We start from the raw sequence: 20,135 nt of genomic DNA, 5'->3' as shown, positions 1-20,135 counted from the left end.
CCAAGCCAAAGAGATGGAGGGCCGCGCATGAAACGTTTCAGTTTCTCCAATGTAATGCTCTGGGCCGGCCTGACGTTCATCTACCTGCCCATGCTGATCATGGTCGTCTACTCCTTCAACGCCTCCAAGCTGGTCACCGTATGGGGCGGCTGGTCGCTGAAGTGGTATGCCGGCCTGCTCGACAATAGCCAGCTGATGGGCTCGGTGATGCGCTCCCTGGAGATCGCCTGCTACACGGCGATCGCCGCCGTGGCGCTGGGCACCGTGGCGGCCTTCGTGCTGACCCGGGTGACCCGCTTCAAGGGCCGCACCCTGTTTGGCGGTCTGGTCACCGCGCCGCTGGTGATGCCGGAAGTGATCACCGGCCTGTCGCTGCTCCTGCTGTTCGTGGCCATGGCCCAGCTGACCGGCTGGCCGGCCGAGCGCGGTATCCTGACCATCTGGATCGCCCACACCACCTTCTGCGCCGCCTACGTGGCGGTGGTGGTGTCGGCGCGTCTGCGCGAGCTGGACCTGTCCATCGAGGAGGCGGCCATGGACCTGGGCGCCAAGCCGTGGAAGGTGTTCTTCCTGATCACCATCCCGATGATCGCGCCGTCCCTGGCGGCCGGCGGCATGATGTCCTTCGCCCTGTCGCTGGACGACCTGGTGCTGGCCAGCTTCGTCTCCGGTCCGGGCTCCACCACTCTGCCCATGGAAGTGTTCTCCGCCGTGCGCCTGGGGGTGAAGCCGGAGATCAACGCGGTGGCCAGCCTGATCCTGCTGACCGTGTCGATCTTCACCTTCTTCGCCTGGTACTTCGCCCGCCGCGCCGAGGAAAAGCGCAAGCGTGCGATCCAGCAGGCCATGGAAGAAACCACCAGCGAGACCTGGTCGGCGCAACCGGCCTGAGTCTCTTCGGCAACACCGCAAAAGGGCCACTGATGTGGCCCTTTTGTTTTTTCGGCATCCGCTCCCGCTGCACTCGGCTGGAGTGCTAGTCGGTCCGGAAGGGGATCTGTAGGTGGGGGAGATGGCCTGCGCGCGGGCCGGCCACTGCGCACCCCCGGTCATTGCTGCCGGCCTGGTTGTGGAGCGGGAGCGGGGTTTCAGCTCTGGATGGTCGCCGCCGGGTTGATCACCCGGCCCAGGCCGAGGTTGCGCAGGGCCAAGTGCAGGGTGCTGTGGATCACCTGCGGGTTGTCCATGCGCAGCAGCTGCTCGAGCAGTTCCCGGGCCTTGCTCAGGCTGATCTGGCGCAGCAGCCACTTCACCTTGGGCAGGTTGGTGGCGTTCATCGACAGGCTGTCGAAGCCCATGGCCAGCAGCAGCACGGCCGCGGCCGGGTCGCCGGCCATCTCGCCACAGATGCTCACCGGCTTGCCCTCGGCGTGGGCGCCGGCGATGACCAGGGTCAGGGCGTGCAGCACGGCCGGGTGGAGGAAGTCGTAGAGGTCGGCGACCCGCGGGTTGTTGCGGTCGACCGCCAGCAGATATTGGGTCAGGTCATTCGAGCCGACCGAGAGGAAGTCGACCTGGCGCGCCAGGTCGCGCACCTGGTAGACCGCCGCGGGAATCTCGATCATCACCCCCACCGGCGGCAGCGGCACGTCGACGCCTTCGTCGCGCACTTCGCCCCAGGCGCGGTGGATCAGGTGCAGGGCCTCTTCCAGCTCCTGGATGCCGGAAATCATCGGCAGCAGGATGCGCAGGTTGTTCAGGCCCTCGCTGGCCTTGAGCATGGCGCGCACCTGGACCAGGAAGATTTCCGGATGGTCGAGGGTGATGCGGATGCCGCGCCAGCCGAGGAAGGGGTTGCTTTCCTTGATCGGGAAATAGCTCAGCGCCTTGTCGCCGCCGATGTCCAGGGTGCGCATGGTCACCGGTTGCGGATGGAAGGCGGCCAGCTGCTCGCGGTAGGTGGCCAGCTGTTCCTTCTCGCTGGGGAAGCGCTCGCCGTTCATGAACGGCACTTCCGTGCGGTACAGGCCGACGCCTTCGGCGCCACGTTCCTGGGCGCGCTTCACATCGGCCAGCAGGCCGGTGTTGACCCACAGCGGCAGGCGCCGGCCGTCGAGGGTCTCGCAGGGCAGCTCGCGCAGGGCATCGAGGCCCTGGGCCAGCTGGCGTTCTTCCTCGACCACTTCGGCGTACTGCTTGCGCAGCAGTTCGCTGGGGTTGGTGAAGACCTCGCCGTGATAGCCGTCGACGATCAGCTGGATGCCGTCGACCTTGGAATAGGGCAGGTCGACCACGCCCATGACCGTGGGGATGCCCATGGCGCGGGCGAGAATGGCCACGTGCGAGTTGCCCGAGCCCTGCACCGAGACCAGGCCGACCAGCTTGCCTTCCGGCACCTCGCCGAGCATGGCCGGGGTGACTTCCTCGCTGACCAGGATGGTCTGGTCGGGGTAGACCAGGTTCTGCTTGCGCTCTTCCTGCAGGTAGGCGAGCAGGCGCCGGCCGAGGTCGCGCACATCCGAGGCGCGCTCGCGCAGGTAGGCGTCGTCCATCAGCTCGAAGCGCTTGACGTGGTCCAGCACCACCTGGCGCAAGGCGCCCTGGGCCCACTGGCCGGTGGTACGGATCACGCGTTTCACTTCGAGGCCCATGGAGGCGTCGTCGAGCATCATCAGGTAGACGTCGAACAGCGCGCGTTCTTCCGGGCGCAGCTGGTTGGCCAGTTTGCTGGACAGCGCGCGCATGTCAGCGCGGACGGCCTCCAGGGCCAGCTTGAAGCGTTCGACCTCGGCCTCGACATCGTCGATCGGCTTGTCCGGCACCACGTCCAGATCGGCCGGCGGCAGTACCACCACGGCGCTGCCGATGGCGGCGCCGGGCGAGCCGGGCACGCCGACGAAGCGCGCTTCCTGGATGCCCTTGCCCTGCTTGCCCAGGCCGCGGATCGAGCCGGTCGCCTCGGCATGGGCGATGACCCCGGCGAGCTGGGCGCTCATGGTCACCAGGAAGGCTTCCTCGCCTTCGTCGAACTGGCGGCGCTCCTTCTGCTGCACCACCAGTACACCCATCACCCGGCGGTGGTGGATGATCGGCGCGCCGAGGAAGGAGGCGTAGCGTTCCTCGCCGGTTTCCGGAAAGTAGCGGTAGCGCGGGTGTTCGGAGGCGTGTTCGAGGTTGAGCGGCTCCTCGCGGGTGCCGACCAGGCCGACCAGGCCCTCGTTCAAGGCCATGCTGACCTTGCCGATGGAGCGCTTGTTCAGGCCTTCGGTGGCCATCAGCACGAAACGCGAGGTCTCCGGGTCGAGCAGGTAGACCGAGCAGACCTGGCTGCCCATGGCCTCCTTGACCCGCTGCACGATGATCGTCAGCGCTGCCTTGAGATCCTTGGCGGCGTTTACTTCCTGGACGATCTTGCGCAGCGTGTTGAGCATGCTCGTTTCCGTCAGTCGCGCGCCAGCAGGCGCGGGGCTAGTTCCTTGAGGGCGCGACGGTAGACCTCGCGCTTGAATGTAACGACCTGGCCCAGCGGGTACCAGTAGCTGACCCAGCGCCAGCCGTCGAACTCCGGCTTGCCGGTCAGGTCCATGCGCACCCGCTCTTCGGCGCCGGTCAGGCGCAGGAGAAACCATTTCTGTTTCTGGCCGATGCACAGCGGCTGGCTGTGGGTGCGTACCAGGCGTTGCGGCAGACGATAACGCAACCAGCCCCGGGTGCAGGCGAGAATCTTCACATCCTGCTCTTCGAGGCCGACTTCTTCGTTGAGTTCGCGGTACAGGGCCTGCTCCGGCGACTCCTGGGGGTTGATGCCACCCTGCGGGAATTGCCAGGCATCCTGGTTGATCCGCCGCGCCCAGAGCACCTGGCCAATATCATTGGTCAGGATGATGCCGACATTGGGGCGGAAACCATCGGAATCGATCACGACAAAACACCTTGAAAACGCATATGCCCGCATTGTTCCACAAAGGCCGCGGGCGCAGCAAACGCGCGGCCCGGCGAATGGGCAGCGAAGGCAAAAGCGGCTATTCTGGCGCCCTTTTCGACCCCCAGATTCAGGTGAAACGACGTGCGCCTCGCCCTCTTCGACCTCGACAACACCCTGCTCGCCGGCGACAGCGACCACAGCTGGGGCGAATTCCTCTGCCAGCGTGGCCGGGTCGATGCCGCCGAGTACCAGGCGCGCAACGATGCCTTCTATGCCGACTACTGCGCCGGCAAGCTCGACGTGGTGGCCTACCAGAACTTCAGTCAGGCGATTCTCGGTCGCACCGGCGCCCAGGAGCTGGCGCAGTGGCAGGCGGAGTTCATGGCCGAGGTGATCGAGCCGATCATCCTGGCCAAGGGCGAGGCGCTGCTGGCGCAGCACCGCGAGGCTGGCGACAAGCTGGTGATCATCACTGCCACCAACCGTTTCGTCACCGCGCCGATTGCCGCGCGCCTGGGCGTCGACACCCTGCTGGCCACCGAGTGCGGCATGCAGGACGGCCGCTACACCGGGCAGCTGGCCGGCATTCCCTGCTACCAGGAGGGCAAGGTGGTGCGCCTCGACGAGTGGCTGCAGGACAGCGGCCTGAGCCTGGATGACAGCTACTTCTACAGCGACTCGCGCAACGACCTGCCGCTGCTGGAACGGGTCGCCCACCCGGTGGCGGTGGACCCGGACGACACCCTGCGCGGCATCGCCAGCGAGCGTGGCTGGCCGGTGATTTCGCTGCGTTGAGCGTCGATTCGGTCAAGGCACCCTACGCCATAGTTCCGCTGCTACAGCGGCTTGGCCACCATCAGCCAGAAGATCGCGATAAAGGCCAGGAAGGCCGGCCAGCCCAGCACGAACCAGATGCGCATATAGCGGTTGGCCCGTTCCGGCAGCGGCGTGCCGTTGCGCAGGGCCTGGCCGGCCAGGTTGCGCACGCGGATCTGCAGCCACAGCACCGGCAGCCAGCACAGCCCGGCGAACACGAACAGTCCCGCGCTCCACAGCAGCCAGAACTGGCTCAGCGGCCAGCCGGCCAGTCTGGCCAGGGCCAGGCCGCTGAGCGGCTGGAACACTGCCGTGGTGGCGATAAACAGCCAGTCGGCGGTGACCAGATGGCGGAAGGTCGTGGCGATCACCTGCACTTCGCCGCTGCGCCAGGCGCGCAGGGCGTAGTAGGCGGACCCCAGCCCGGTGCCGAACAGCAGGGTGGAGGAGAGGATATGCAGGGTCTTGAGCAGCAGGTACAGGCTCATCGGTGTCTCGTCGTGGAAGTGGAAAGTCCCAGCAGCCAGGCACTCAGCAGCAGGACCGCGAAATTCTTGCCCAGCGCCATGTAGGGGTCGAACCAGTAATGGGGCAGCAGCAGGCTGATGATCAGGCTATAGACCAGCATCAGGCCGATCTGCGCCTGCAGGGCCCGGCTGCGCCAGCGCCGGGACAGCAGGGCCAGGCCGAGTACGCCGTCCAGCAGGGCGCCGCCGATCACCGCCAGCCTGGCCGGCCGGCCGTCGATGCCGGCTTCCGCCATGATCCGCAAGCCCCAGTCGAAGCCCGGTCCCAGGCAGACCACCGCCGTGCCCAGCCAGATCAGCGCGAGCACCAGCAGTACCAAGGGTTGCAGCGCCAGGGCCAGGCTCTGTGCCGGCTGTGGCCAGTGGCGCAGGCGGCTGGCCAGGGGCGCGGTGCGGTAGCCGCAGGCCTGTTCCAGGGCCGCGGGATCGGCGAGGTTGTCGTGCTGGCTCAGCTGCAGGGTCTGGCGATTCAGGGCTTGCCAGCCCAGGTGATCGCCCAGCACCGCGCCGAGTCGTGCGAGCGGTTCCGGCACTGTCAGATAGCGAGCCGGGCGCCAGCCCTGGGCCTGGCGCAGCATATCGAGCAGTTCGCTCTGGGTGAATGCCTGCGGGCCCACCAGCGGCAGCAGGGTCGGTTGTACCGGCCAGCGGCGCAGCAGGGCCAGCACGGCCGCGCAGAGGTCGTCGATATGCAGCGGCTGCAGTCGTGCCCGGTTGCCCAGCAGCGGTATCAGTGGCCAGGGCGACAGGCGCTGCAGCCATACACTGCTGGTGCCGCCAGGACCGACGACCAGCGAGGGCTGCAGCACCACGGCAGGAATGCCTAGGTTCAGGAGATACCGGTCGGCCTCGGCCTTGCTGGCCAGGAAGGGGATGTCGGGATGCTCGCCGGCGCCCAGGGCGGAAATCTGCAGCACCGCGGCGCCATGCTGCCTGGCCAGCTCGAACAGGGCGCAGGCGCCATCGTGCTGCAGGCGCTGCATTTGAGCTGCATCGGTGGACAGTTCGCCGCTGGTGTTGATCACCAGCTCGATGCCCTCCGGCCAGGCGAAGCCGTCCGGTTGCAGCAGATCGAGGCAGCGCCATTCCACCCCCGGCAGAGTCTCTGTCGTCGGGGTGCGGCGGGTGGCCACCAGCGTATGGCCGGCCAGTATCAGGGCGTCGAGCAGGTGCCGGCCGATGAAGCCGCCGGCACCGACCAGCAGGATGCGCATCAGGCCGGCTTGGCCCCCATCAGGGCGAAGATCGCCAGCAGCAGGATCAGCACCAGCACGCCATAGGCGCTGACGAAGTGCAGCAGGGTCACCGGTACCGCGCCGTCGACCGCGGCCTGCCAGGCGCCCAGGCGGCCATGCAGGAGCAGGCCGGCCAGCACCAGCAGGGCGAACAGGATGGCGCTGAGCAGCAGCCACAGCTGGCCCAGCGGCCAGCCGGCACCATGCACCAGCCACCAGCCGCTGACCGGCAGGCTCAGGGCCAGCACGCCGAGGGCCGGCAGGCTGTACCGGCGGGTCACGCGCAGCTTGCGCGCGAGCACGGCGGCATCGCCGCTCTTGTTGGCTTTCCACAGCATGAAGGCGTGTGCCAGCACGCCGAGCAGCAACAGCGCGGCCGGCAGGCTGTGGGCGATCTTCAACAGCAGGTAGTGCTCCATCACTAGGCTCCGTTATCCGAGAAACAGCTGGTAGGCCGGGTTGTCGGTCTCGTCCCAGTAGGGATAGCCGATGGCATCCAGCGCCGCCGGAATCAGCTGGCGCTGGTCCTGCGGTACCTGCAGCGCGGCCAGCACGCGGCCGTCGGCGGCGCCGTGGTTGCGGTAGTGGAACATGCTGATGTTCCAGCGCCCGCCGAGTTTGTTGAGGAAGTTGAACAGCGCCCCCGGGCGCTCCGGGAATTCGAAGCGGAACACGCATTCGTCCGGCACCGCCGCCGCGTGGCCGCCGACCATGTGGCGGATGTGCAGTTTGGCCAGCTCGTTGTCGGTCAGGTCCAGCACCGGGAAGCCCTGGTCGCGCAGGCCCTGCACCAGGGCGGCGCGCGGGTCGTTCTCCGGGTGGGTCTGCACGCCGACGAAGATGTGCGCCTCGCCGTCGGTGTGGTAGCGGTAGTTGAACTCGGTGATCTGGCGCTTGCCGATCGCCTCGCAGAAGGTCTTGAAGCTGCCCGGCTGCTCGGGGATGGTCACCGCGATGATCGCCTCGCGCTTCTCGCCCAGCTCGGCGCGCTCGGCCACGTGGCGCAGGCGGTCGAAGTTGACGTTGGCGCCCGAGTCGATGCCGACCAGCACCTGGCCGCTGACGCCTTCGCGTTCCACGTACTTCTTGATTCCGGCCACGCTCAGCGCGCCGGCCGGCTCGGTGATCGAGCGGGTGTCGTCGTAGATGTCCTTGATCGCCGCGCAGATCTCGTCGGTGCTGACGGTGATCACCTCGTCGACATAGTGCTTGCACACATCGAAGGTGTACTGGCCGATCTGCGCCACGGCCACGCCGTCGGCGAACAGCCCGACGGTCGGCAGCACCACGCGCTCGCCGGCCGCCATGGCGGCCTGCAGGCAGTTGGAGTCGTCCGGCTCGACGCCGATCACGCGGATCTCCGGGCGCAGGTATTTGACGTAGGCGGCGATGCCGGCGATCAGGCCGCCGCCGCCGCACGGCACGAAGATGGCATCCAGCTGGCCCGGCTGCTGGCGCAGGATCTCCATGGCCACGGTGCCCTGGCCGGCGATCACCAGCGGATCGTCGTAGGGGTGGATATAGGAATAGCCCTTCTCCTCCACCAGTTTCAGCGAATAGGCCAGGGCCTCGGGGAAGGCGTCGCCGTGCAGCACCACCTTGCCGCCGCGCGAGCGCACGCCCTGGACCTTGAGTTCCGGGGTGGTGCGCGGCATGACGATGGTGGCCTTGACCCCCAGGTGCTTGGCCGCCAGGGCCAGGCCCTGGGCGTGGTTGCCGGCCGAGGCGGTGACTACGCCGCGCGCCAGTTCCTCGGGCGACAGCTGCGCCAGCTTGTTGTAGGCGCCGCGAATCTTGAACGAGTACACCGGCTGCAGGTCTTCGCGTTTCAGCAGAATCTGGTTGCCCAGCCGCTCGGAGAGCTGACGGGCAGGCTGCAGCGGGGTTTCCACGGCGACGTCATAGACGCGCGAGGTGAGGATCTTCTTTACGTACTGTTCGAGCATCGCGGCTTCACTGGCGGGCATTTCACGGAGTCTGGAGTCTACCCCAGCGCTTCGGCCGGCGGCCACCGACAGTCGGCCCTGAAAACCCCATAACAGTAGGGCGCGTCGATAAAACGCAGCCGCAGGGCCGGGTGGCGAGGCTATAATTCGCCCCTTCCCGTACTCCCCAGGCGCAGACTCCGTGATGACCCAGGATCAGCTCAAGCAGGCCGTGGCCCAGGCCGCCGTCGACCATATCCTTCCCTTTCTCGACAGCAAGAGCGTGATCGGCGTCGGCACCGGCTCCACCGCCAACTGCTTCATCGACGCCCTGGCCCAGCACAAGATGGCCTTCGACGGCGCCGTGGCCAGCTCCGAGGCCACCGCCGCGCGGCTCAAGGGCCACGGCATCCCGGTGTACGACCTGAACAGCGTCAGCGAGCTGGAGTTCTACATCGACGGCGCCGACGAGAGCGACGAGCACCTGCACCTGATCAAGGGCGGCGGCGCCGCGCTGACCCGCGAGAAGATCGTCGCCGCGGTGGCCAAGACCTTCATCTGCATCGCCGACGCCAGCAAGCTGGTGCCGGTGCTGGGCGCCTTCCCGCTGCCGGTGGAAGTCATCCCCATGGCACGCAGCCACGTGGCGCGCCAGCTGGTCAAACTGGGCGGCGACCCGGTGTACCGCGAGGGCGTGCTGACCGACAACGGCAACATCATCCTCGACGTGTTCAACCTGCAGATCACCAATCCGGTGGAGCTGGAGCGCGAGATCAACGCCATAGTCGGCGTGGTCACCAATGGTCTGTTCGCCGCGCGCCCGGCCGACCTGCTGCTGCTTGGCACCGCGGACGGGGTGAAGACCCTCAAGCGTGACTGAGCGGCGCCGCGCCTGACCCGGCAGCCCCGCCACGCTCGGGGTTGGTGGTAGGGTCCGGGGCTGGCGGGGTGGAGGCGAGCGACTAAGCTTGCCTGACACCCCGTCCGACAGGAGCTCTGACATGGCCGCGAAATTTCATCTGAAGCAGGCCGCCGACGGCCAGCTGCATTTCAACCTGCTGGCCGGCAACGGCGAGATCATCCTCAGCAGTGAGCTGTACAAGAGCAAGGCTGCGGCGCTGGCCGGCATCGAGTCGGTGCGCAAGAACTCGCAGCGTGAGGGGGCCTTCGAGATCAAGGCGGCAGCTTCCGGCAAGTTTCACTTCGTGCTCAAGGCCACCAATGGCCAGGTGGTCGGCAGCAGCCAGCTATACGCCAGCGAAGCCGGCGCCGTGGCCGGCAGCGAGTCGGTCAAGCACAACGCCGCGCCGGCATCGCTGCAGGACGACAGCTGAGTGCCACCTGGGCCGGCTCAGTCGCCGGCCTGTTTCTTGAATACGTAGAACAGGTTCGGCTCGCTGACCAGGTACAGGGTGCCGGCATCATCCATGGCCACCCCTTCGGCCTGCGGTACAGCCTTCTTCAGGTCCTGCCGGCCGCCGAGCAGCGACAGGCTGCTGATCGGCCGGCCATTGGCATCCAGCTCCAGCACCAGGCGCGACTCGTCGGACAGCGCCAGCAGATGGCCGCTGGCCTCGTCGTACTGCAGGCTCGACAGGTCGCGCACGAACAGCCGCGCATCGCGCTTGGCGTCGCCGGCCACGTGCACGGCGAAGGGCTTGTCCGGGTTGGTGTGCGGAAAGCCGTGGATTTCGTAGATGCTCACCGGGTCGCGCTCCTTGGCGACGAACAGGCGCTGCCCCCGGCTGTCGTAGGCCAGTCCCTCGAAGCCCTTGTTGCCGTTGCGGTCGATGCCCAGGGACAGCTGCTGGGAGTCGGCGGCGTCGATGAAGCGGGTGTGGTCGTCCAGGCGCACCTTGATCAGGCGCTGCAGGCGCTCGTCGGTGATCACGTAGATTCCGCGGCTGATGTATTCGATGGCCTCCGGGTCGCCGAAGCCGACCAGCGGGACCTGGCGCAGGATCCGCCCGTCCAGCGACAGCTCGATCAGCTGCGGCTTCTGGTTGGTCACGGTGAACAGGCTGCGCCGGTCCGGGTCGTAGGTCAGTGCCGAAACGTCGTCGTCCAGGCCGGCGATCGGCTGGGCCTGCAGGGTGGCGACATAGTCCGGCAACCAGATCGAGCGTTCGCGCCACTCGGCGGCATGCCGCCATTCCTGCAGCATGAACCAGGCCCGTTCGAACAGGCGGAACTGCTGGGCCGCCACCGCGCCGAGCAGCAGGGCGGCCAGCAGCAGGGTGGCCACGATGAAGCGGGCTGGAGTCGGGCGTGGCATGGAGGGCACCTTGTCGATAGGGGGGGCATCAATAGCACAGTCCAGCTGAATTCAAGCTTAAAGAGCGTTACCGCAGTCTTCCAGGCTGTCGTCCCGCGCTGCGACGCCTGGTCGCGCGCTGCCGCGCCCCGGCCATGACCTCGGGCAAGGTTTGCCCGTCCTGGCGCGCCTAGACTCGCTGCACTGTCAGTTACCCTGGGGGAACGCTCCATGTTCTGCGATGTCGCCATCATCGGTGCCGGCCCGGCCGGCCTGTGCCTCGCCCGCGCCCTGTCGGGCCACGGTCTGTCCATCGTGCTGGTCGAGCGCCAGGGCGAGCAGAGCCTGGCCGAGCCGGCCTTCGACGGCCGCGAGATCGCCCTGACCCATGCTTCGCAGGCGCTGCTGGAGCGCCTCGGCCTGTGGCAGCGCCTGCCGGCCAGTGAAGTGGCGATCCTGCGCGATGCCCAGGTGTTCAATGGCCCCTCGCTGTTCGCCCTGCAGATTCGCGCCGAGCAGGCCGGCGCCGAGCGTCTCGGCCACCTGGTGGCCAACCAGGCGCTGCGCCGGGCGGCCTATGCCGCGCTGGAGGACTGCGCCGATGTGCAGCTGCTGTGCGACAGCCAGGTGCGGGCGATCCGCCATGCGCCGCAGCAGGTCAGCCTGGAGCTGGCCGACGGCAGTTGCCTGCGCAGCCGCCTGCTGGTGGCCGCCGACAGCCGCTTCTCGGAAACCCGTCGCCTGCTCGGCATCGGCGCCCAGCTCAAGGATTTCGGCAAGACCATGCTGGTCTGCCGCATGCAGCATGCCCGGCCGCACCAGCAGGTGGCCTGGGAATGGTTCGGCTACGGCCAGACCCTGGCCCTGCTGCCGCTCAACGGCAACGTCTCCTCGGTGGTGCTGACCCTGCCGCCGCGCGAGATCGAGCGCCTGCAGCAGCTGGACGAGGCGGCCTTCGCCGGCGAGATGGAGCGGCGCTTCGACCGCCGCCTCGGTGCCATGCAGCTGCTCGGCAGCCGGCATGCCTACCCGCTGGTCGGGGTCTATGCCCAGCGCCTGGCAGGGCCACGTTGCGCGCTGATCGGCGATGCCGCGGTGGGCATGCACCCGGTCACCGCGCACGGTTTCAACTTCGGCCTGGGCAGTGTCGAGCGACTGTCCACCGCCGTGCTGGCGGCTCACGCCAGGGGCCGGGATATCGCCGTCGCCGGCGTGCTCGGCCGTTACGAGCGCCAGCATCGCCTGGCCACCTGGCCGCTGTACCAGGCCACCCAGCTGCTGGTTGGCCTGTACACCGACGAGCGCCTGCCCGCCCGTCTGCTGCGCGGGGCCGGCCTGCGCGTGGCCCAGGGCCTGGTGCCGCTGCGCAGCGCCATTGCCCGCCACCTGACCGCCCGCGCGGGCTGAGGCACGGGTCGTGCTTCAGCTGCGCGGGGTGGCGTCGGGCTCCTTGTTGAACACGTAGAACAGGTTGGGCTCGCTGACCATGTAGATGGTCCCCGCCTCGTCCATGGCCACCCCTTCGGCGCGCGGGATGCGCCTGTCCAGGCCGTTCATGCCGCCGAGCAGGCTGATGAAGCTGACCGGCTGGCCCTGTCGGTCCAGCTCCAGCAGCAGGCTGGATTGCGCGGAGAGGGCGAGGATGTGGCCGGTGCGCGGGTCGACGCTCAGGGCCGAGAGGTTGCGCATGCCCAGGCCGTAGTCGGGCAGCGGCTGCAGGGCCGAGGACAGCAGCTGTTCGCCATTGCTGTCCAGGCTGAACAGGGCCAGCGGATTGCGCTCCTTGCCCAGCAGCAGGCGCTGCCGGGTCGGGTCCCAGGCGATGCCTTCGAAGCCCTTGTTGCCGGCATCCGGATAGCCGAGGTCGAACGGTTTGCCGTCGGCCAGGTTGAGTTCGCGGGTCAGCGGGTTCAGTTCGAAGATCGACAGGTTGCGTCGGCGCTCGTCGATCACCGCGACGTTGCCGTTTTCCAGTACGGCCACCCCTTCCGGGTTGGCGAAGCCGCTCAGGGCGATGCGGCGCAGCACCTCGCCTTCGCGGCTGATCTCCACCAGCGTGGGATGCTTGCCGGTGACGGTGAACAGGGTGCCGGTGACCGGGTTGTAGGCCAGATCCGAGGTTTCCCCGCTTTCCAGGCCGGCCAGTGCCTTGCCTTGCAGGGTGGCGTGGTAGCCGGGCAGCCAGATGCTGGCGGCGCGCTCGGCGCCGGGCAGGTTGCGCTCCTTGAGCCAGAGCAGGGTGCGGTCATCCCAGTGCATGTAGCTGATGAGCGCGGCGGTAGCGGCGAGGCTGCCGGCCAGGGCCAGCGACAGCCAGGAGCGACGGGGAAGGGAGGGGGCAGGCATCGGCGTTGCTCGGTTGGATCGAGCTTTTGAGACTACGCCGGCGAGGTGAAAGTTCTGTGAAGCGCAGGTGAAAGCCGTGTCGGTTCGGCTTCACCCGGCGTTCCCGGCGGCCAGGCCGCCGCGGGTTTCAGAGGACCCGGCTGGTGAAGGCGCGCTGCCCGCTCAGGGCGATTTCCAGCTGGTCGCCGCTGGCCAGTGGGCCGACGCCGACCGGCGTGCCGGTGGAAATCACGTCGCCCGGTTGCAGGCTGAAGTGCCCGGCGATGTGCTGGATCAGGCCGATGATCGGGTTGAGCATGTCACGGCTGTTGCCATCCTGGCGCAGTTCGCCGTTGAGCGACAGGCGGATGCCGATATCGGCCAGGTCGGCGTAGGCATCGCCGGCGACGAACGGCGCCAGCACGTAGGCGCCATCGAAGGACTTGGCCAGCTCCCAGGGCAGGCCCTTTTCCTTGAGTTTGGCCTGCACGTCGCGCAGGGTCAGGTCCAGGGCCGGGGCGAAGCCGGAGATGGCATCGCGCACTTCCTCAGTGGACGGTTGCTTGGACAGCGGCTTGCCGATCAGCACGGCGATTTCCGCCTCGTAGTGCACCACGCCGCGATCCTGCGGGATGGCGAAGCTGTCGTTCAGCGCCACCGTGCAGCTGCCCGGCTTGATGAACAGCAGCGGCTCGCTCGGGATCGGGTTGTTCAGTTCGGCGGCATGCTCGGCGTAGTTGCGCCCGACGCAGACCACCTTGCCCAGCGGGAAGTGGATCAGCGTGCCGTCGGTGTACTGGTGCTGGTAGCTCATCCGGAACTCCTGGAAATCGGTAGGGTGCGCCGTGCGCACTGTCATATGCCTGTGCGGGCTTGCTGGTGCGCGTGGCGCACCCTACGGATCAAAGGGGGAAAATCTTGCCGGGGTTCATGATCCCGTTGGGATCGAACACCGCCTTGATCGCCTTCATGTAGCCGATCTCGGCGGGGCTTCGGCTGTAGTGCAGGTAATCGCGCTTGGTCATGCCGACGCCGTGCTCGGCGCTGATCGAGCCGTTGTACTTCTGCACGGTCTCGAACACCCACTTATTGACGATGGCGCACTTGGCGAAGAACTCGTCCTTGGACAGGTTCTCGGGCTTCAAGATGTTCAGGTGCAGGTTGCCGTCGCCGATATGGCCGAACCAGACCACTTCGAAGTCGGGGTAGTTGGCCTCGACGATGCGGTCGATGTCGTGCAGGAAGGCCGGCACCTGGCCGACCGTGACCGAGATGTCGTTCTTGTACGGCGTCCAGTGGCTGATGGTCTCGGAGATGTACTCGCGCAGCTTCCACAGGTTCTGCAGCTGCTGCTCGCTTTGGCTCATCACGCCATCCAGCACCCAGCCCTGCTCGACGCAATGCTCGAAGGTGGCCAGGGCCTGCTCGGCGACCTCTTCGGTGCTGGCCTCGAATTCCAGCAGGGCATAGAACGGGCAGTCGGTGTCGAAGGCCGGCGGCACGTCGCCGCGGGCCAGGATCTTGGCCAGGGCCTTGTCCGAGAAGAATTCGAAGGCGGTCAGGTCCAGCTTGTTCTGGAAGGCGTGCAGCACCGGCATGATCGAGTCGAAGTCCGGGGTGCCGAGGACCATGGCGGTGAGGTTCTTCGGCGCGCGTTCCAGACGCATGGTGGCCTCGACGACAAATCCGAGTGTCCCCTCGGCGCCGATGAACAGCTGGCGCATGTCGTAGCCGGTGGCGTTCTTGATCAGGTCGCGGTTCAGCTCCAGCAGCTCGCCGGTGCCGGTGACGACCTTAAGGCCAGCCACCCAGTTGCGGGTCATGCCGTAGCGAATCACCTTGATCCCGCCGGCATTGGTGCCGATATTGCCGCCCAGCTGGCTGGAGCCGCTGGAGGCGAAGTCCACCGGGTAGTACAGGCCCTTGTCCTCGGCGAACAGCTGCAGCTGCTTGGTCACCACGCCCGCCTGGCACACCACGGTGCGGTCGTACTCGTTGAACGCGAGAATCTGGTTCATGTAGTCGAAGGCCACCACCACTTCCCCGTTGGCCGCCACGGCGCCGGCGGACAGGCCGGTACGGCCGCCGGACGGCACCAGGGCAACCTTGTGCTCGTTGGCCCAGCGGACGATGGCCTGCACCTGCTCGGTGGTCTTGGGAAACACGATGGCGCTGGGGGCCGGGGCGAAATGCTTGGTCCAGTCCTTGCCGTAGGCGTTGAGGGAGTCGGCATCGGTGAGCACCTTGCCGGGCTCGACCAGGGTCTTCAGCGCTTCGATCAGGGCGGGATTGGTCATCTGGGGAACTCTCAAATGATTCATGGTCACCCTGAGCACGCTTCATCGGCCAGGGGTGGGTCTTTCGCGGGGCTCGTATGCTAGCATACGCACCCCGTGAATCGTGCCCCGCGCCGATCTGCGGGGCCCGCTCAGCAACGCTGCTGACGCTTCTCCTGACACTATTCGTGGGACAACAGGTACTCCGATGAGCAAGACCTCTCTCGACAAGAGCAAGATCAAGTTCCTTCTGCTGGAAGGCGTGCACCAGAATGCCGTCGACACGCTGAAGGCCGCCGGCTACAGCAACATCGAGTACCTCAAAGGCGCGCTGTCCGACGACGAGCTGAAGACCAAGATCGCCGATGCCCATTTCATCGGCATCCGCTCGCGCACCCAGCTGACCGCCGAGGTCTTCGACTGCGCCAAGAAGCTGGTCGCCGTCGGCTGCTTCTGCATCGGCACCAACCAGGTCGACCTGAATGCGGCCCGCGAGCGCGGCATCGCCGTGTTCAACGCGCCGTTCTCCAACACCCGCTCGGTGGCCGAGCTGGTGCTGGCCCAGGCCATTTTGCTGCTGCGCGGCATTCCGGAGAAGAACGCCTCCTGCCACCGTGGCGGCTGGATCAAGTCGGCGGCCAACTCCTTCGAGATCCGCGGCAAGAAGCTGGGCATCGTCGGTTACGGCTCGATCGGCACCCAGCTCTCGGTACTGGCCGAAGCCCTCGGCATGCAGGTGTTCTTCTACGACGTGGTGACCAAGCTGCCGCTGGGCAATGCCACCCAGGTCGGTAACCTGCACGAGCTGCTGGGCATGTGCGACATCGTCTCCCTGCATGTGCCGGAGCTGCCGTCCACCCAGTGGATGATCGGCGAGAAGGAAATCCGCGCCATGAAGAAGGGCGGCATCCTGATCAACGCCGCCCGTGGCACCGTGGTCGAGCTGGATCACCTGGCCGCAGCGATCAAGGACGAGCATCTGATCGGCGCCGCCATCGACGTGTTCCCGGTCGAGCCCAAGTCCAACGACGAAGAGTTCGAAAGCCCGCTGCGCGGCCTGGATCGCGTGATCCTGACTCCGCACATCGGCGGTTCCACCGCCGAGGCGCAGGCCAATATCGGTCTCGAGGTCGCGGAAAAGCTGGTCAAGTACAGCGACAACGGTACCTCGGTGTCCTCGGTCAACTTCCCCGAAGTGGCCCTGCCGGCGCACGCGGGCAAGCACCGTCTGCTGCACATCCACCAGAACATCCCGGGCGTGATGAGCGAGATCAACAAGGTGTTCGCCGACAACGGTATCAACATCTCCGGGCAGTTCCTGCAGACCAACGACAAGGTCGGCTACGTGGTGATCGACGTCGACGCCGAGTACTCCGAGCTGGCCCTGGAAAAACTGCAGCACGTGAATGGCACTATCCGCAGCCGCGTCCTGTTCTAAGGTCGCGCCGCAACGAAAAAGGGAGGCCTCGGCCTCCCTTTTTCGTTTCCGACTGCTTATTTCACCGTGATGCTGATCTTCTCCGACATCACCGGCGGGTCGAGCGGCACGTGGTTCTTGTCGCCCACCAGCAGCTGCAGGCTGTGCTGGCCCGGCGGCAGGGTTATTGCGGTCTCGGTCTGGCCCTTGCCGAAATGCCGCACCTGTTCGCTGGCCGGCAGCGGCAGGTTCATCGCCGGCAGTTCGGCGTTGTCCACCAGCAGGTGATGGTGGCCGGTGGCGGGCAGGTCGACCCCAGCCGGGGCCACGCCCATGCCCCTGAGGCCGAACTTGACGGTGAAGGTCTGGCCGAGCGTGGCGCCGTCGGCCGGTTCGATGAAGTACACCGCCGCGCCGGCCGGCGCGGCGGTACGCGGCAGGTCCGCCGCGGCGGCGAAGGTGCTGGTGCAGAGCAGGGCGGCGAGGCCCAGGGTGCGCAGGGGGAAGGTCATGCGGGTGCTCCTTTGGCGAGGGTCCAGCACTGACCTTAGGCGATGGCGCGGGTTCCGCCCGGTCAGCCGTCGAGTTGCTCCAGCTGTTGCAGTTCGGCGGCGGCCTCGGCCAGCTGGTGCTCGTTGAACACCCGCACCCCGGCGCGGCGCAGCAGGGCGGCGGTGACGCCCTCGCCGGCGACCAGGGTTGCGCTGAAGCTGCCGTCGTAGGTCTGCTGGTTGCCGCAGGACGGGCTGCGCGCCTTGAGCACGGCGACCCGCAGGCCGTGCTGGCGGGCCAGTTGCAGGGCGATCTGTGCGCCGGCGATGAAGGCCTCGGTGACCTCCTCGCCGGTATCGGTCAGCACCGGACGCTGGCCATCCAGGACCAGCCCGCCCTGGCCGCCGGGGATTTCCGCCGGCGCGCGCGGGGTCGGCAGGCCGCCGGCCACCTCGGGGCAGAGCGGTACGATGCGGCCCTCGGCCTGCCAGCGCTGGAGCAGGTCGAAGGGGCCGTGGGCGCCGCCGTCGTAGCGCACCTTGTGGCCGAGCAGGCAGCGACTGACCAGGAGTTTTTCCAGGGGACCTCCCGTTACAGGGCGCGGCGGCGGAACCAGCCGGTCAGTGACAGGCGTTCGCGGCTGGCCGGCAGCACTTCGTGGGGCAGCTCGGCGGACATGAACAGCAGCAGCGTGCCGCTCTGCGGCAGCACGTCCAGCGCCTCGCCGCCTGGCGGGTAGAGGCGCAGGGCGCCGCCCTGCTCGGCCTGCCAGGCCTGGTTGAGGTAGAACACCGCCGATACGGTGCGCCGGTCGTCGTCGCGGAAACGGTCGAGGTGCTTCTGGTAGAAGCTGCCCGGCGGGTAGAGGGCGAAGTGGCTCTCGTAGTCGGCCAGGCCGAGGAAGAAGGCCTGGTTGAGGGCCGCGCGCAGCTCGTCCATGGCCGCCAGGTAGCGGTCGCAGGCGGCGTGCTGGCCGGCTTCCAGCCACTGGATGCGGTCGCCGCGGATGCCCTCGCGCACCGTCAGCGCCTCGCCGCGGCCGACCCCGGCGGGGGCCAGGGCGCCCCTTTCGGCGCGCTTGCGGCACTCGCGGGCCAGTTCGCGGGTCAGACTGTCTGGCAGGAAATGCTCCTGCCGAGACCAGCCCTGGCGGGCGAGGTCGTCGATGATCGGTGGCAGCAGCTGCGGGTCGAGGTCGGTAGGCATGGCGGCGATTCTAGCAGTGCTGCGCGTGCGCCTCGACAAGCTTGGCGCCGCCCCGGAAAATGGCTGCGCCAGAAAGGAGCCCCCCATGCGTGCCGTGTTCGCCTTCGTATTGCTGTTGTGCAGCCTGACTTCCCTTGCCGACGAGCAGGCCCGCCTGTACCAGGCCGGCGGCTGGCCCGAGCAGCGGGCGAATTTCAGCGCGGCCCTGGCCGCGGCCCAGCTGCGCTACCGCGACAGCCTGCCGCCGGGGGTGTACCAGGCCCTGGTCGACAACAGCAACCGCCGCTTCGCCCCGCAGGCCATGGACCAGCGCGCCCAGGCCACCCTGCGTGCGCAGCTGGCCGACCCGCAGCCGGCGCTGCAGTTCTTCGAGTCGCCGCTGGGGCGCAAGATCATCGCCGCCGAGACCCTGGCGACCCGCCGTGATCAGCTGGCCGCCCATGCCAACGGCCTGCCGCGCAGCGAGGCCAGCGCCACCCGGCGCCTGCTGATTCGCCACCTGGCCCAGGCCCTGCCGGCCCAGGAAGCCGGCACCGAGGTGAGCATGGCCCTGGCCGGCGTGGCCGCCGACAGCCTCAGCCAGATGCTCCCCGGCCTGCTCGGCGGCGGGCAGACCGAGGCGCTGATGCAGGGTCAGCGCGAGCAGCTGATGACGCAGATCGGCAACAACCTGGACGACACCCTGCTGTACGTCTACCGCGAGCTGTCCGACCCGGAGCTGGAGGAGTTCGTCAGCTTCGCCCAGTCGCCGGCGGGCCAGGCCTACTACCAGGCGGCCCTGGCCGCCCTGCGCAGCGGCCTGGCGGTCAGCCGCTAGCCCAGGCGCTCGCGCAGCGCGGCGAAATAGCGCTGGCGCAGTTCGTCGCTCTCGTTGGCCAGATGGTGGCGGGCGCCGGGCAGGCGGATGATCTGCGGCTGGCTGAACTTGTCCTGCAACACCCCGAGGTTGTGCTGCCAGTCCACCGTCATGTCCTCTTCGCCCTGCACGATCAGCGGGCTCAGGGCGCTGCGCGGCGCCGCCTCGATCCGCGGGATCCACTTGGCCAGGGCGCCGACCCAGGCGGTCGGCAGGTGACGGGGCTGCAGCGGGTCGCGGTGCTGCACGAAGTCGAGGAAGGCCGCGTCGTTGGAGTTGGCCGAGAAGCGCCGCGGGATCTGCTCGCGGAACGGGCTGAGCAGCTGGTAGCTGAGCTTCGACAGGCCCCAGGCACGCGGACGCACCAGCGGGGCCAGGAGGATGCTGGTGCCGGCCTCGGGGCGCGCCTGGCCGGTGAGCAGGTGGTCGATCAGGATCGCCCCGCCGGTGCTCTGCCCGCACAGGTGCCAGGGTTGCGGCAGGTCGAGGGCGGCGGCCTCGGCGAACAGCCCCTGCAGGGTGTGCTGGTAACGGGCGAAGTCATCGATGCTGGCCCGCGGCCCGGCAGACAGGCCATGGCCGGGCAGGTCGCAGGCCAGCACGGCGTAATTCATCTGCAGCGCCCAGTCGACTACGTGGCGGTACAGGCCCATGTGGTCGTAGTAGCCGTGCAGCAGGATCAGCGTGGCCTGCGGCTCGGCCGGCAGCCAGAGCTGGGTGACGATGCGCAGGCCGTCCTGCTCGAAGCAGCCGAGCTGCCGGTGCACCGCGCCGCCACCCGGCAGATCCAGGCCGAAGTAGTGCTGATAGGCCTGCGCCTCGGCGCTCAGCGGCTCGCGCGCTGCGGCCAAGGGTCGCAGGCTGCGGCGCAGGCGCTCGGGCTGGAAGGGCTCTGGCAGGGAGCTGGACATGGTCGACTGGGGGCTCGTGAAGGTGGCGGT

Annotated in this window: 21 protein-coding genes; 7 read left to right on the top strand and 14 right to left on the bottom strand. The window is 67.8% G+C overall.

Annotation, left to right across the window (positions count from 1 at the left end):
- Positions 1 to 27: 27 nt before the first annotated feature.
- Entirely contained in the window at positions 28 to 891 is an 864-nt protein-coding gene (locus GV001_RS00435; protein WP_160077050.1) for an ABC transporter permease subunit, read from the top strand.
- Between the two features lie 197 nt (positions 892 to 1,088).
- Here GV001_RS00435 and ptsP read toward each other — a convergent pair whose 3' ends face one another.
- Both ptsP and GV001_RS00425 read right to left on the bottom strand, forming a co-directional pair.
- Positions 1,089 to 3,371: a phosphoenolpyruvate--protein phosphotransferase gene (gene ptsP / locus GV001_RS00430; RefSeq protein ID WP_160077048.1), complete on the bottom strand. Its 2,283-nt coding sequence runs from the start codon at positions 3,369 to 3,371 to the stop codon at positions 1,089 to 1,091.
- Between the two features lie 11 nt (positions 3,372 to 3,382).
- Positions 3,383 to 3,862, bottom strand: coding sequence for an RNA pyrophosphohydrolase (locus GV001_RS00425; protein ID WP_160077046.1), 480 nt, complete (start codon positions 3,860 to 3,862; stop codon positions 3,383 to 3,385).
- A gap of 144 nt (positions 3,863 to 4,006) precedes the next feature.
- Here GV001_RS00425 and GV001_RS00420 point away from each other — a divergent pair, with 144 nt between their 5' ends.
- Entirely contained in the window at positions 4,007 to 4,660 is a 654-nt protein-coding gene (locus GV001_RS00420) for an HAD family phosphatase (RefSeq protein WP_160077044.1), read from the top strand.
- A 41-nt stretch (positions 4,661 to 4,701) separates the two neighbouring features.
- Here the strand turns inward: GV001_RS00420 and GV001_RS00415 are convergent, their stop codons facing one another.
- The 4 genes from GV001_RS00415 to ilvA are packed head-to-tail and all read right to left on the bottom strand — an operon-like array spanning position 4,702 to position 8,410.
- Positions 4,702 to 5,169 (bottom strand): DUF2269 domain-containing protein, encoded by a 468-nt coding sequence (locus tag GV001_RS00415; protein WP_160077042.1) that lies wholly within the window; start codon positions 5,167 to 5,169, stop codon positions 4,702 to 4,704.
- Positions 5,166 to 6,422, bottom strand: a complete 1,257-nt coding sequence (locus tag GV001_RS00410; RefSeq protein ID WP_160077040.1) for an SDR family oxidoreductase — start codon at positions 6,420 to 6,422, stop codon at positions 5,166 to 5,168. Before GV001_RS00410 ends, GV001_RS00415 begins: the two co-directional genes overlap by 4 nt.
- Positions 6,422 to 6,862, bottom strand: a complete 441-nt coding sequence (locus tag GV001_RS00405) for a DUF2269 family protein (protein WP_160077039.1) — start codon at positions 6,860 to 6,862, stop codon at positions 6,422 to 6,424. The genes GV001_RS00410 and GV001_RS00405 overlap by 1 nt, the downstream gene beginning before the upstream one ends.
- A gap of 12 nt (positions 6,863 to 6,874) precedes the next feature.
- Positions 6,875 to 8,410, bottom strand: a complete 1,536-nt coding sequence (ilvA, locus tag GV001_RS00400) for a threonine ammonia-lyase, biosynthetic (protein ID WP_160077037.1) — start codon at positions 8,408 to 8,410, stop codon at positions 6,875 to 6,877.
- 163 nt (positions 8,411 to 8,573) lie between these two features.
- Here ilvA and rpiA point away from each other — a divergent pair, with 163 nt between their 5' ends.
- Together rpiA and GV001_RS00390 are read left to right on the top strand one after the other, a co-directional pair.
- Entirely contained in the window at positions 8,574 to 9,248 is a 675-nt protein-coding gene (gene rpiA / locus GV001_RS00395) for a ribose-5-phosphate isomerase RpiA (RefSeq protein WP_160083085.1), read from the top strand.
- A gap of 121 nt (positions 9,249 to 9,369) precedes the next feature.
- Positions 9,370 to 9,702 (top strand): YegP family protein, encoded by a 333-nt coding sequence (locus tag GV001_RS00390; protein WP_160077035.1) that lies wholly within the window; start codon positions 9,370 to 9,372, stop codon positions 9,700 to 9,702.
- A 17-nt stretch (positions 9,703 to 9,719) separates the two neighbouring features.
- On the opposite strand, the gene GV001_RS00385 is transcribed toward GV001_RS00390, so the two are convergent.
- Positions 9,720 to 10,643 carry an SdiA-regulated domain-containing protein gene (locus GV001_RS00385; RefSeq protein WP_160077033.1) on the bottom strand — a complete coding sequence of 308 codons (924 nt, stop codon included), beginning with the start codon at positions 10,641 to 10,643 and terminating at the stop codon, positions 9,720 to 9,722.
- A 210-nt stretch (positions 10,644 to 10,853) separates the two neighbouring features.
- On the opposite strand from GV001_RS00385, the gene ubiM reads away from it, so the two are divergent.
- The gene (gene ubiM / locus GV001_RS00380) at positions 10,854 to 12,029 is read left to right on the top strand and encodes a 5-demethoxyubiquinol-8 5-hydroxylase UbiM (RefSeq protein ID WP_160077031.1); all 1,176 of its coding nucleotides are present in this window, start codon (positions 10,854 to 10,856) and stop codon (positions 12,027 to 12,029) included.
- Between the two features lie 15 nt (positions 12,030 to 12,044).
- On the opposite strand, the gene GV001_RS00375 is transcribed toward ubiM, so the two are convergent.
- The 3 genes from GV001_RS00375 to GV001_RS00365 all read right to left on the bottom strand — a co-directional run bounded on the left by GV001_RS00375 (position 12,045) and on the right by GV001_RS00365 (position 15,244).
- Positions 12,045 to 12,968, bottom strand: coding sequence for an SdiA-regulated domain-containing protein (locus tag GV001_RS00375; RefSeq protein ID WP_160077029.1), 924 nt, complete (start codon positions 12,966 to 12,968; stop codon positions 12,045 to 12,047).
- A gap of 127 nt (positions 12,969 to 13,095) precedes the next feature.
- Positions 13,096 to 13,761 (bottom strand): fumarylacetoacetate hydrolase family protein, encoded by a 666-nt coding sequence (locus GV001_RS00370; protein WP_160077027.1) that lies wholly within the window; start codon positions 13,759 to 13,761, stop codon positions 13,096 to 13,098.
- 88 nt (positions 13,762 to 13,849) lie between these two features.
- Positions 13,850 to 15,244, bottom strand: coding sequence for an FAD-binding oxidoreductase (locus GV001_RS00365; RefSeq protein WP_160077025.1), 1,395 nt, complete (start codon positions 15,242 to 15,244; stop codon positions 13,850 to 13,852).
- A 187-nt stretch (positions 15,245 to 15,431) separates the two neighbouring features.
- Here GV001_RS00365 and serA point away from each other — a divergent pair, with 187 nt between their 5' ends.
- Complete coding sequence (serA, locus tag GV001_RS00360; RefSeq protein WP_160077023.1) at positions 15,432 to 16,661, top strand: phosphoglycerate dehydrogenase; 1,230 nt, start codon at positions 15,432 to 15,434, stop codon at positions 16,659 to 16,661.
- A 56-nt stretch (positions 16,662 to 16,717) separates the two neighbouring features.
- On the opposite strand, the gene GV001_RS00355 is transcribed toward serA, so the two are convergent.
- From GV001_RS00355 to GV001_RS00345, 3 genes are all read right to left on the bottom strand, one after another.
- Positions 16,718 to 17,152 carry a DUF4399 domain-containing protein gene (locus GV001_RS00355; protein WP_160077021.1) on the bottom strand — a complete coding sequence of 145 codons (435 nt, stop codon included), beginning with the start codon at positions 17,150 to 17,152 and terminating at the stop codon, positions 16,718 to 16,720.
- A gap of 62 nt (positions 17,153 to 17,214) precedes the next feature.
- Complete coding sequence (locus GV001_RS00350) at positions 17,215 to 17,712, bottom strand: DUF523 domain-containing protein (RefSeq protein ID WP_160083083.1); 498 nt, start codon at positions 17,710 to 17,712, stop codon at positions 17,215 to 17,217.
- 11 nt (positions 17,713 to 17,723) lie between these two features.
- Positions 17,724 to 18,338: a 2OG-Fe(II) oxygenase gene (locus tag GV001_RS00345; protein ID WP_160077019.1), complete on the bottom strand. Its 615-nt coding sequence runs from the start codon at positions 18,336 to 18,338 to the stop codon at positions 17,724 to 17,726.
- An 85-nt stretch (positions 18,339 to 18,423) separates the two neighbouring features.
- Here GV001_RS00345 and GV001_RS00340 point away from each other — a divergent pair, with 85 nt between their 5' ends.
- On the top strand, positions 18,424 to 19,155 hold the full coding sequence (locus GV001_RS00340; protein ID WP_160077017.1) for a DUF2059 domain-containing protein: 732 nt from the start codon (positions 18,424 to 18,426) through the stop codon (positions 19,153 to 19,155).
- Here the strand turns inward: GV001_RS00340 and GV001_RS00335 are convergent.
- Positions 19,152 to 20,093: an alpha/beta hydrolase gene (locus GV001_RS00335; RefSeq protein WP_160083081.1), complete on the bottom strand. Its 942-nt coding sequence runs from the start codon at positions 20,091 to 20,093 to the stop codon at positions 19,152 to 19,154. The genes GV001_RS00340 and GV001_RS00335 overlap by 4 nt on opposite strands.
- Between the last annotated feature and the right edge of the window lie 42 nt (positions 20,094 to 20,135).

Origin of the sequence: Pseudomonas sp. 8AS (assembly GCF_902506505.1) — a bacterium.
In the GTDB taxonomy this organism is placed as follows: Bacteria; Pseudomonadota; Gammaproteobacteria; order Pseudomonadales; family Pseudomonadaceae; genus Aquipseudomonas.
This window is presented reverse-complemented; position numbering and strand designations above follow the sequence as displayed.

Bases quoted from the DNA above. Each gene is read 5' to 3' on its own strand.
- GV001_RS00435 (WP_160077050.1), top strand. From the start codon at position 28: ATGAAACGTTTCAGTTTCTCCAATGTAATGCTCTGGGCCGGCCTGACG.
- ptsP (WP_160077048.1), bottom strand. From the start codon at position 3,371: ATGCTCAACACGCTGCGCAAGATCGTCCAGGAAGTAAACGCCGCCAAG.
- GV001_RS00415 (WP_160077042.1), bottom strand. From the start codon at position 5,169: ATGAGCCTGTACCTGCTGCTCAAGACCCTGCATATCCTCTCCTCCACC.
- GV001_RS00410 (WP_160077040.1), bottom strand. From the start codon at position 6,422: ATGCGCATCCTGCTGGTCGGTGCCGGCGGCTTCATCGGCCGGCACCTG.
- GV001_RS00405 (WP_160077039.1), bottom strand. From the start codon at position 6,862: ATGGAGCACTACCTGCTGTTGAAGATCGCCCACAGCCTGCCGGCCGCG.
- ilvA (WP_160077037.1), bottom strand. From the start codon at position 8,410: ATGCCCGCCAGTGAAGCCGCGATGCTCGAACAGTACGTAAAGAAGATC.
- rpiA (WP_160083085.1), top strand. From the start codon at position 8,574: ATGACCCAGGATCAGCTCAAGCAGGCCGTGGCCCAGGCCGCCGTCGAC.
- GV001_RS00390 (WP_160077035.1), top strand. From the start codon at position 9,370: ATGGCCGCGAAATTTCATCTGAAGCAGGCCGCCGACGGCCAGCTGCAT.
- GV001_RS00385 (WP_160077033.1), bottom strand. From the start codon at position 10,643: ATGCCACGCCCGACTCCAGCCCGCTTCATCGTGGCCACCCTGCTGCTG.
- ubiM (WP_160077031.1), top strand. From the start codon at position 10,854: ATGTTCTGCGATGTCGCCATCATCGGTGCCGGCCCGGCCGGCCTGTGC.
- GV001_RS00375 (WP_160077029.1), bottom strand. From the start codon at position 12,968: ATGCCTGCCCCCTCCCTTCCCCGTCGCTCCTGGCTGTCGCTGGCCCTG.
- GV001_RS00370 (WP_160077027.1), bottom strand. From the start codon at position 13,761: ATGAGCTACCAGCACCAGTACACCGACGGCACGCTGATCCACTTCCCG.
- GV001_RS00365 (WP_160077025.1), bottom strand. From the start codon at position 15,244: ATGACCAATCCCGCCCTGATCGAAGCGCTGAAGACCCTGGTCGAGCCC.
- serA (WP_160077023.1), top strand. From the start codon at position 15,432: ATGAGCAAGACCTCTCTCGACAAGAGCAAGATCAAGTTCCTTCTGCTG.
- GV001_RS00355 (WP_160077021.1), bottom strand. From the start codon at position 17,152: ATGACCTTCCCCCTGCGCACCCTGGGCCTCGCCGCCCTGCTCTGCACC.
- GV001_RS00345 (WP_160077019.1), bottom strand. From the start codon at position 18,338: ATGCCTACCGACCTCGACCCGCAGCTGCTGCCACCGATCATCGACGAC.
- GV001_RS00340 (WP_160077017.1), top strand. From the start codon at position 18,424: ATGCGTGCCGTGTTCGCCTTCGTATTGCTGTTGTGCAGCCTGACTTCC.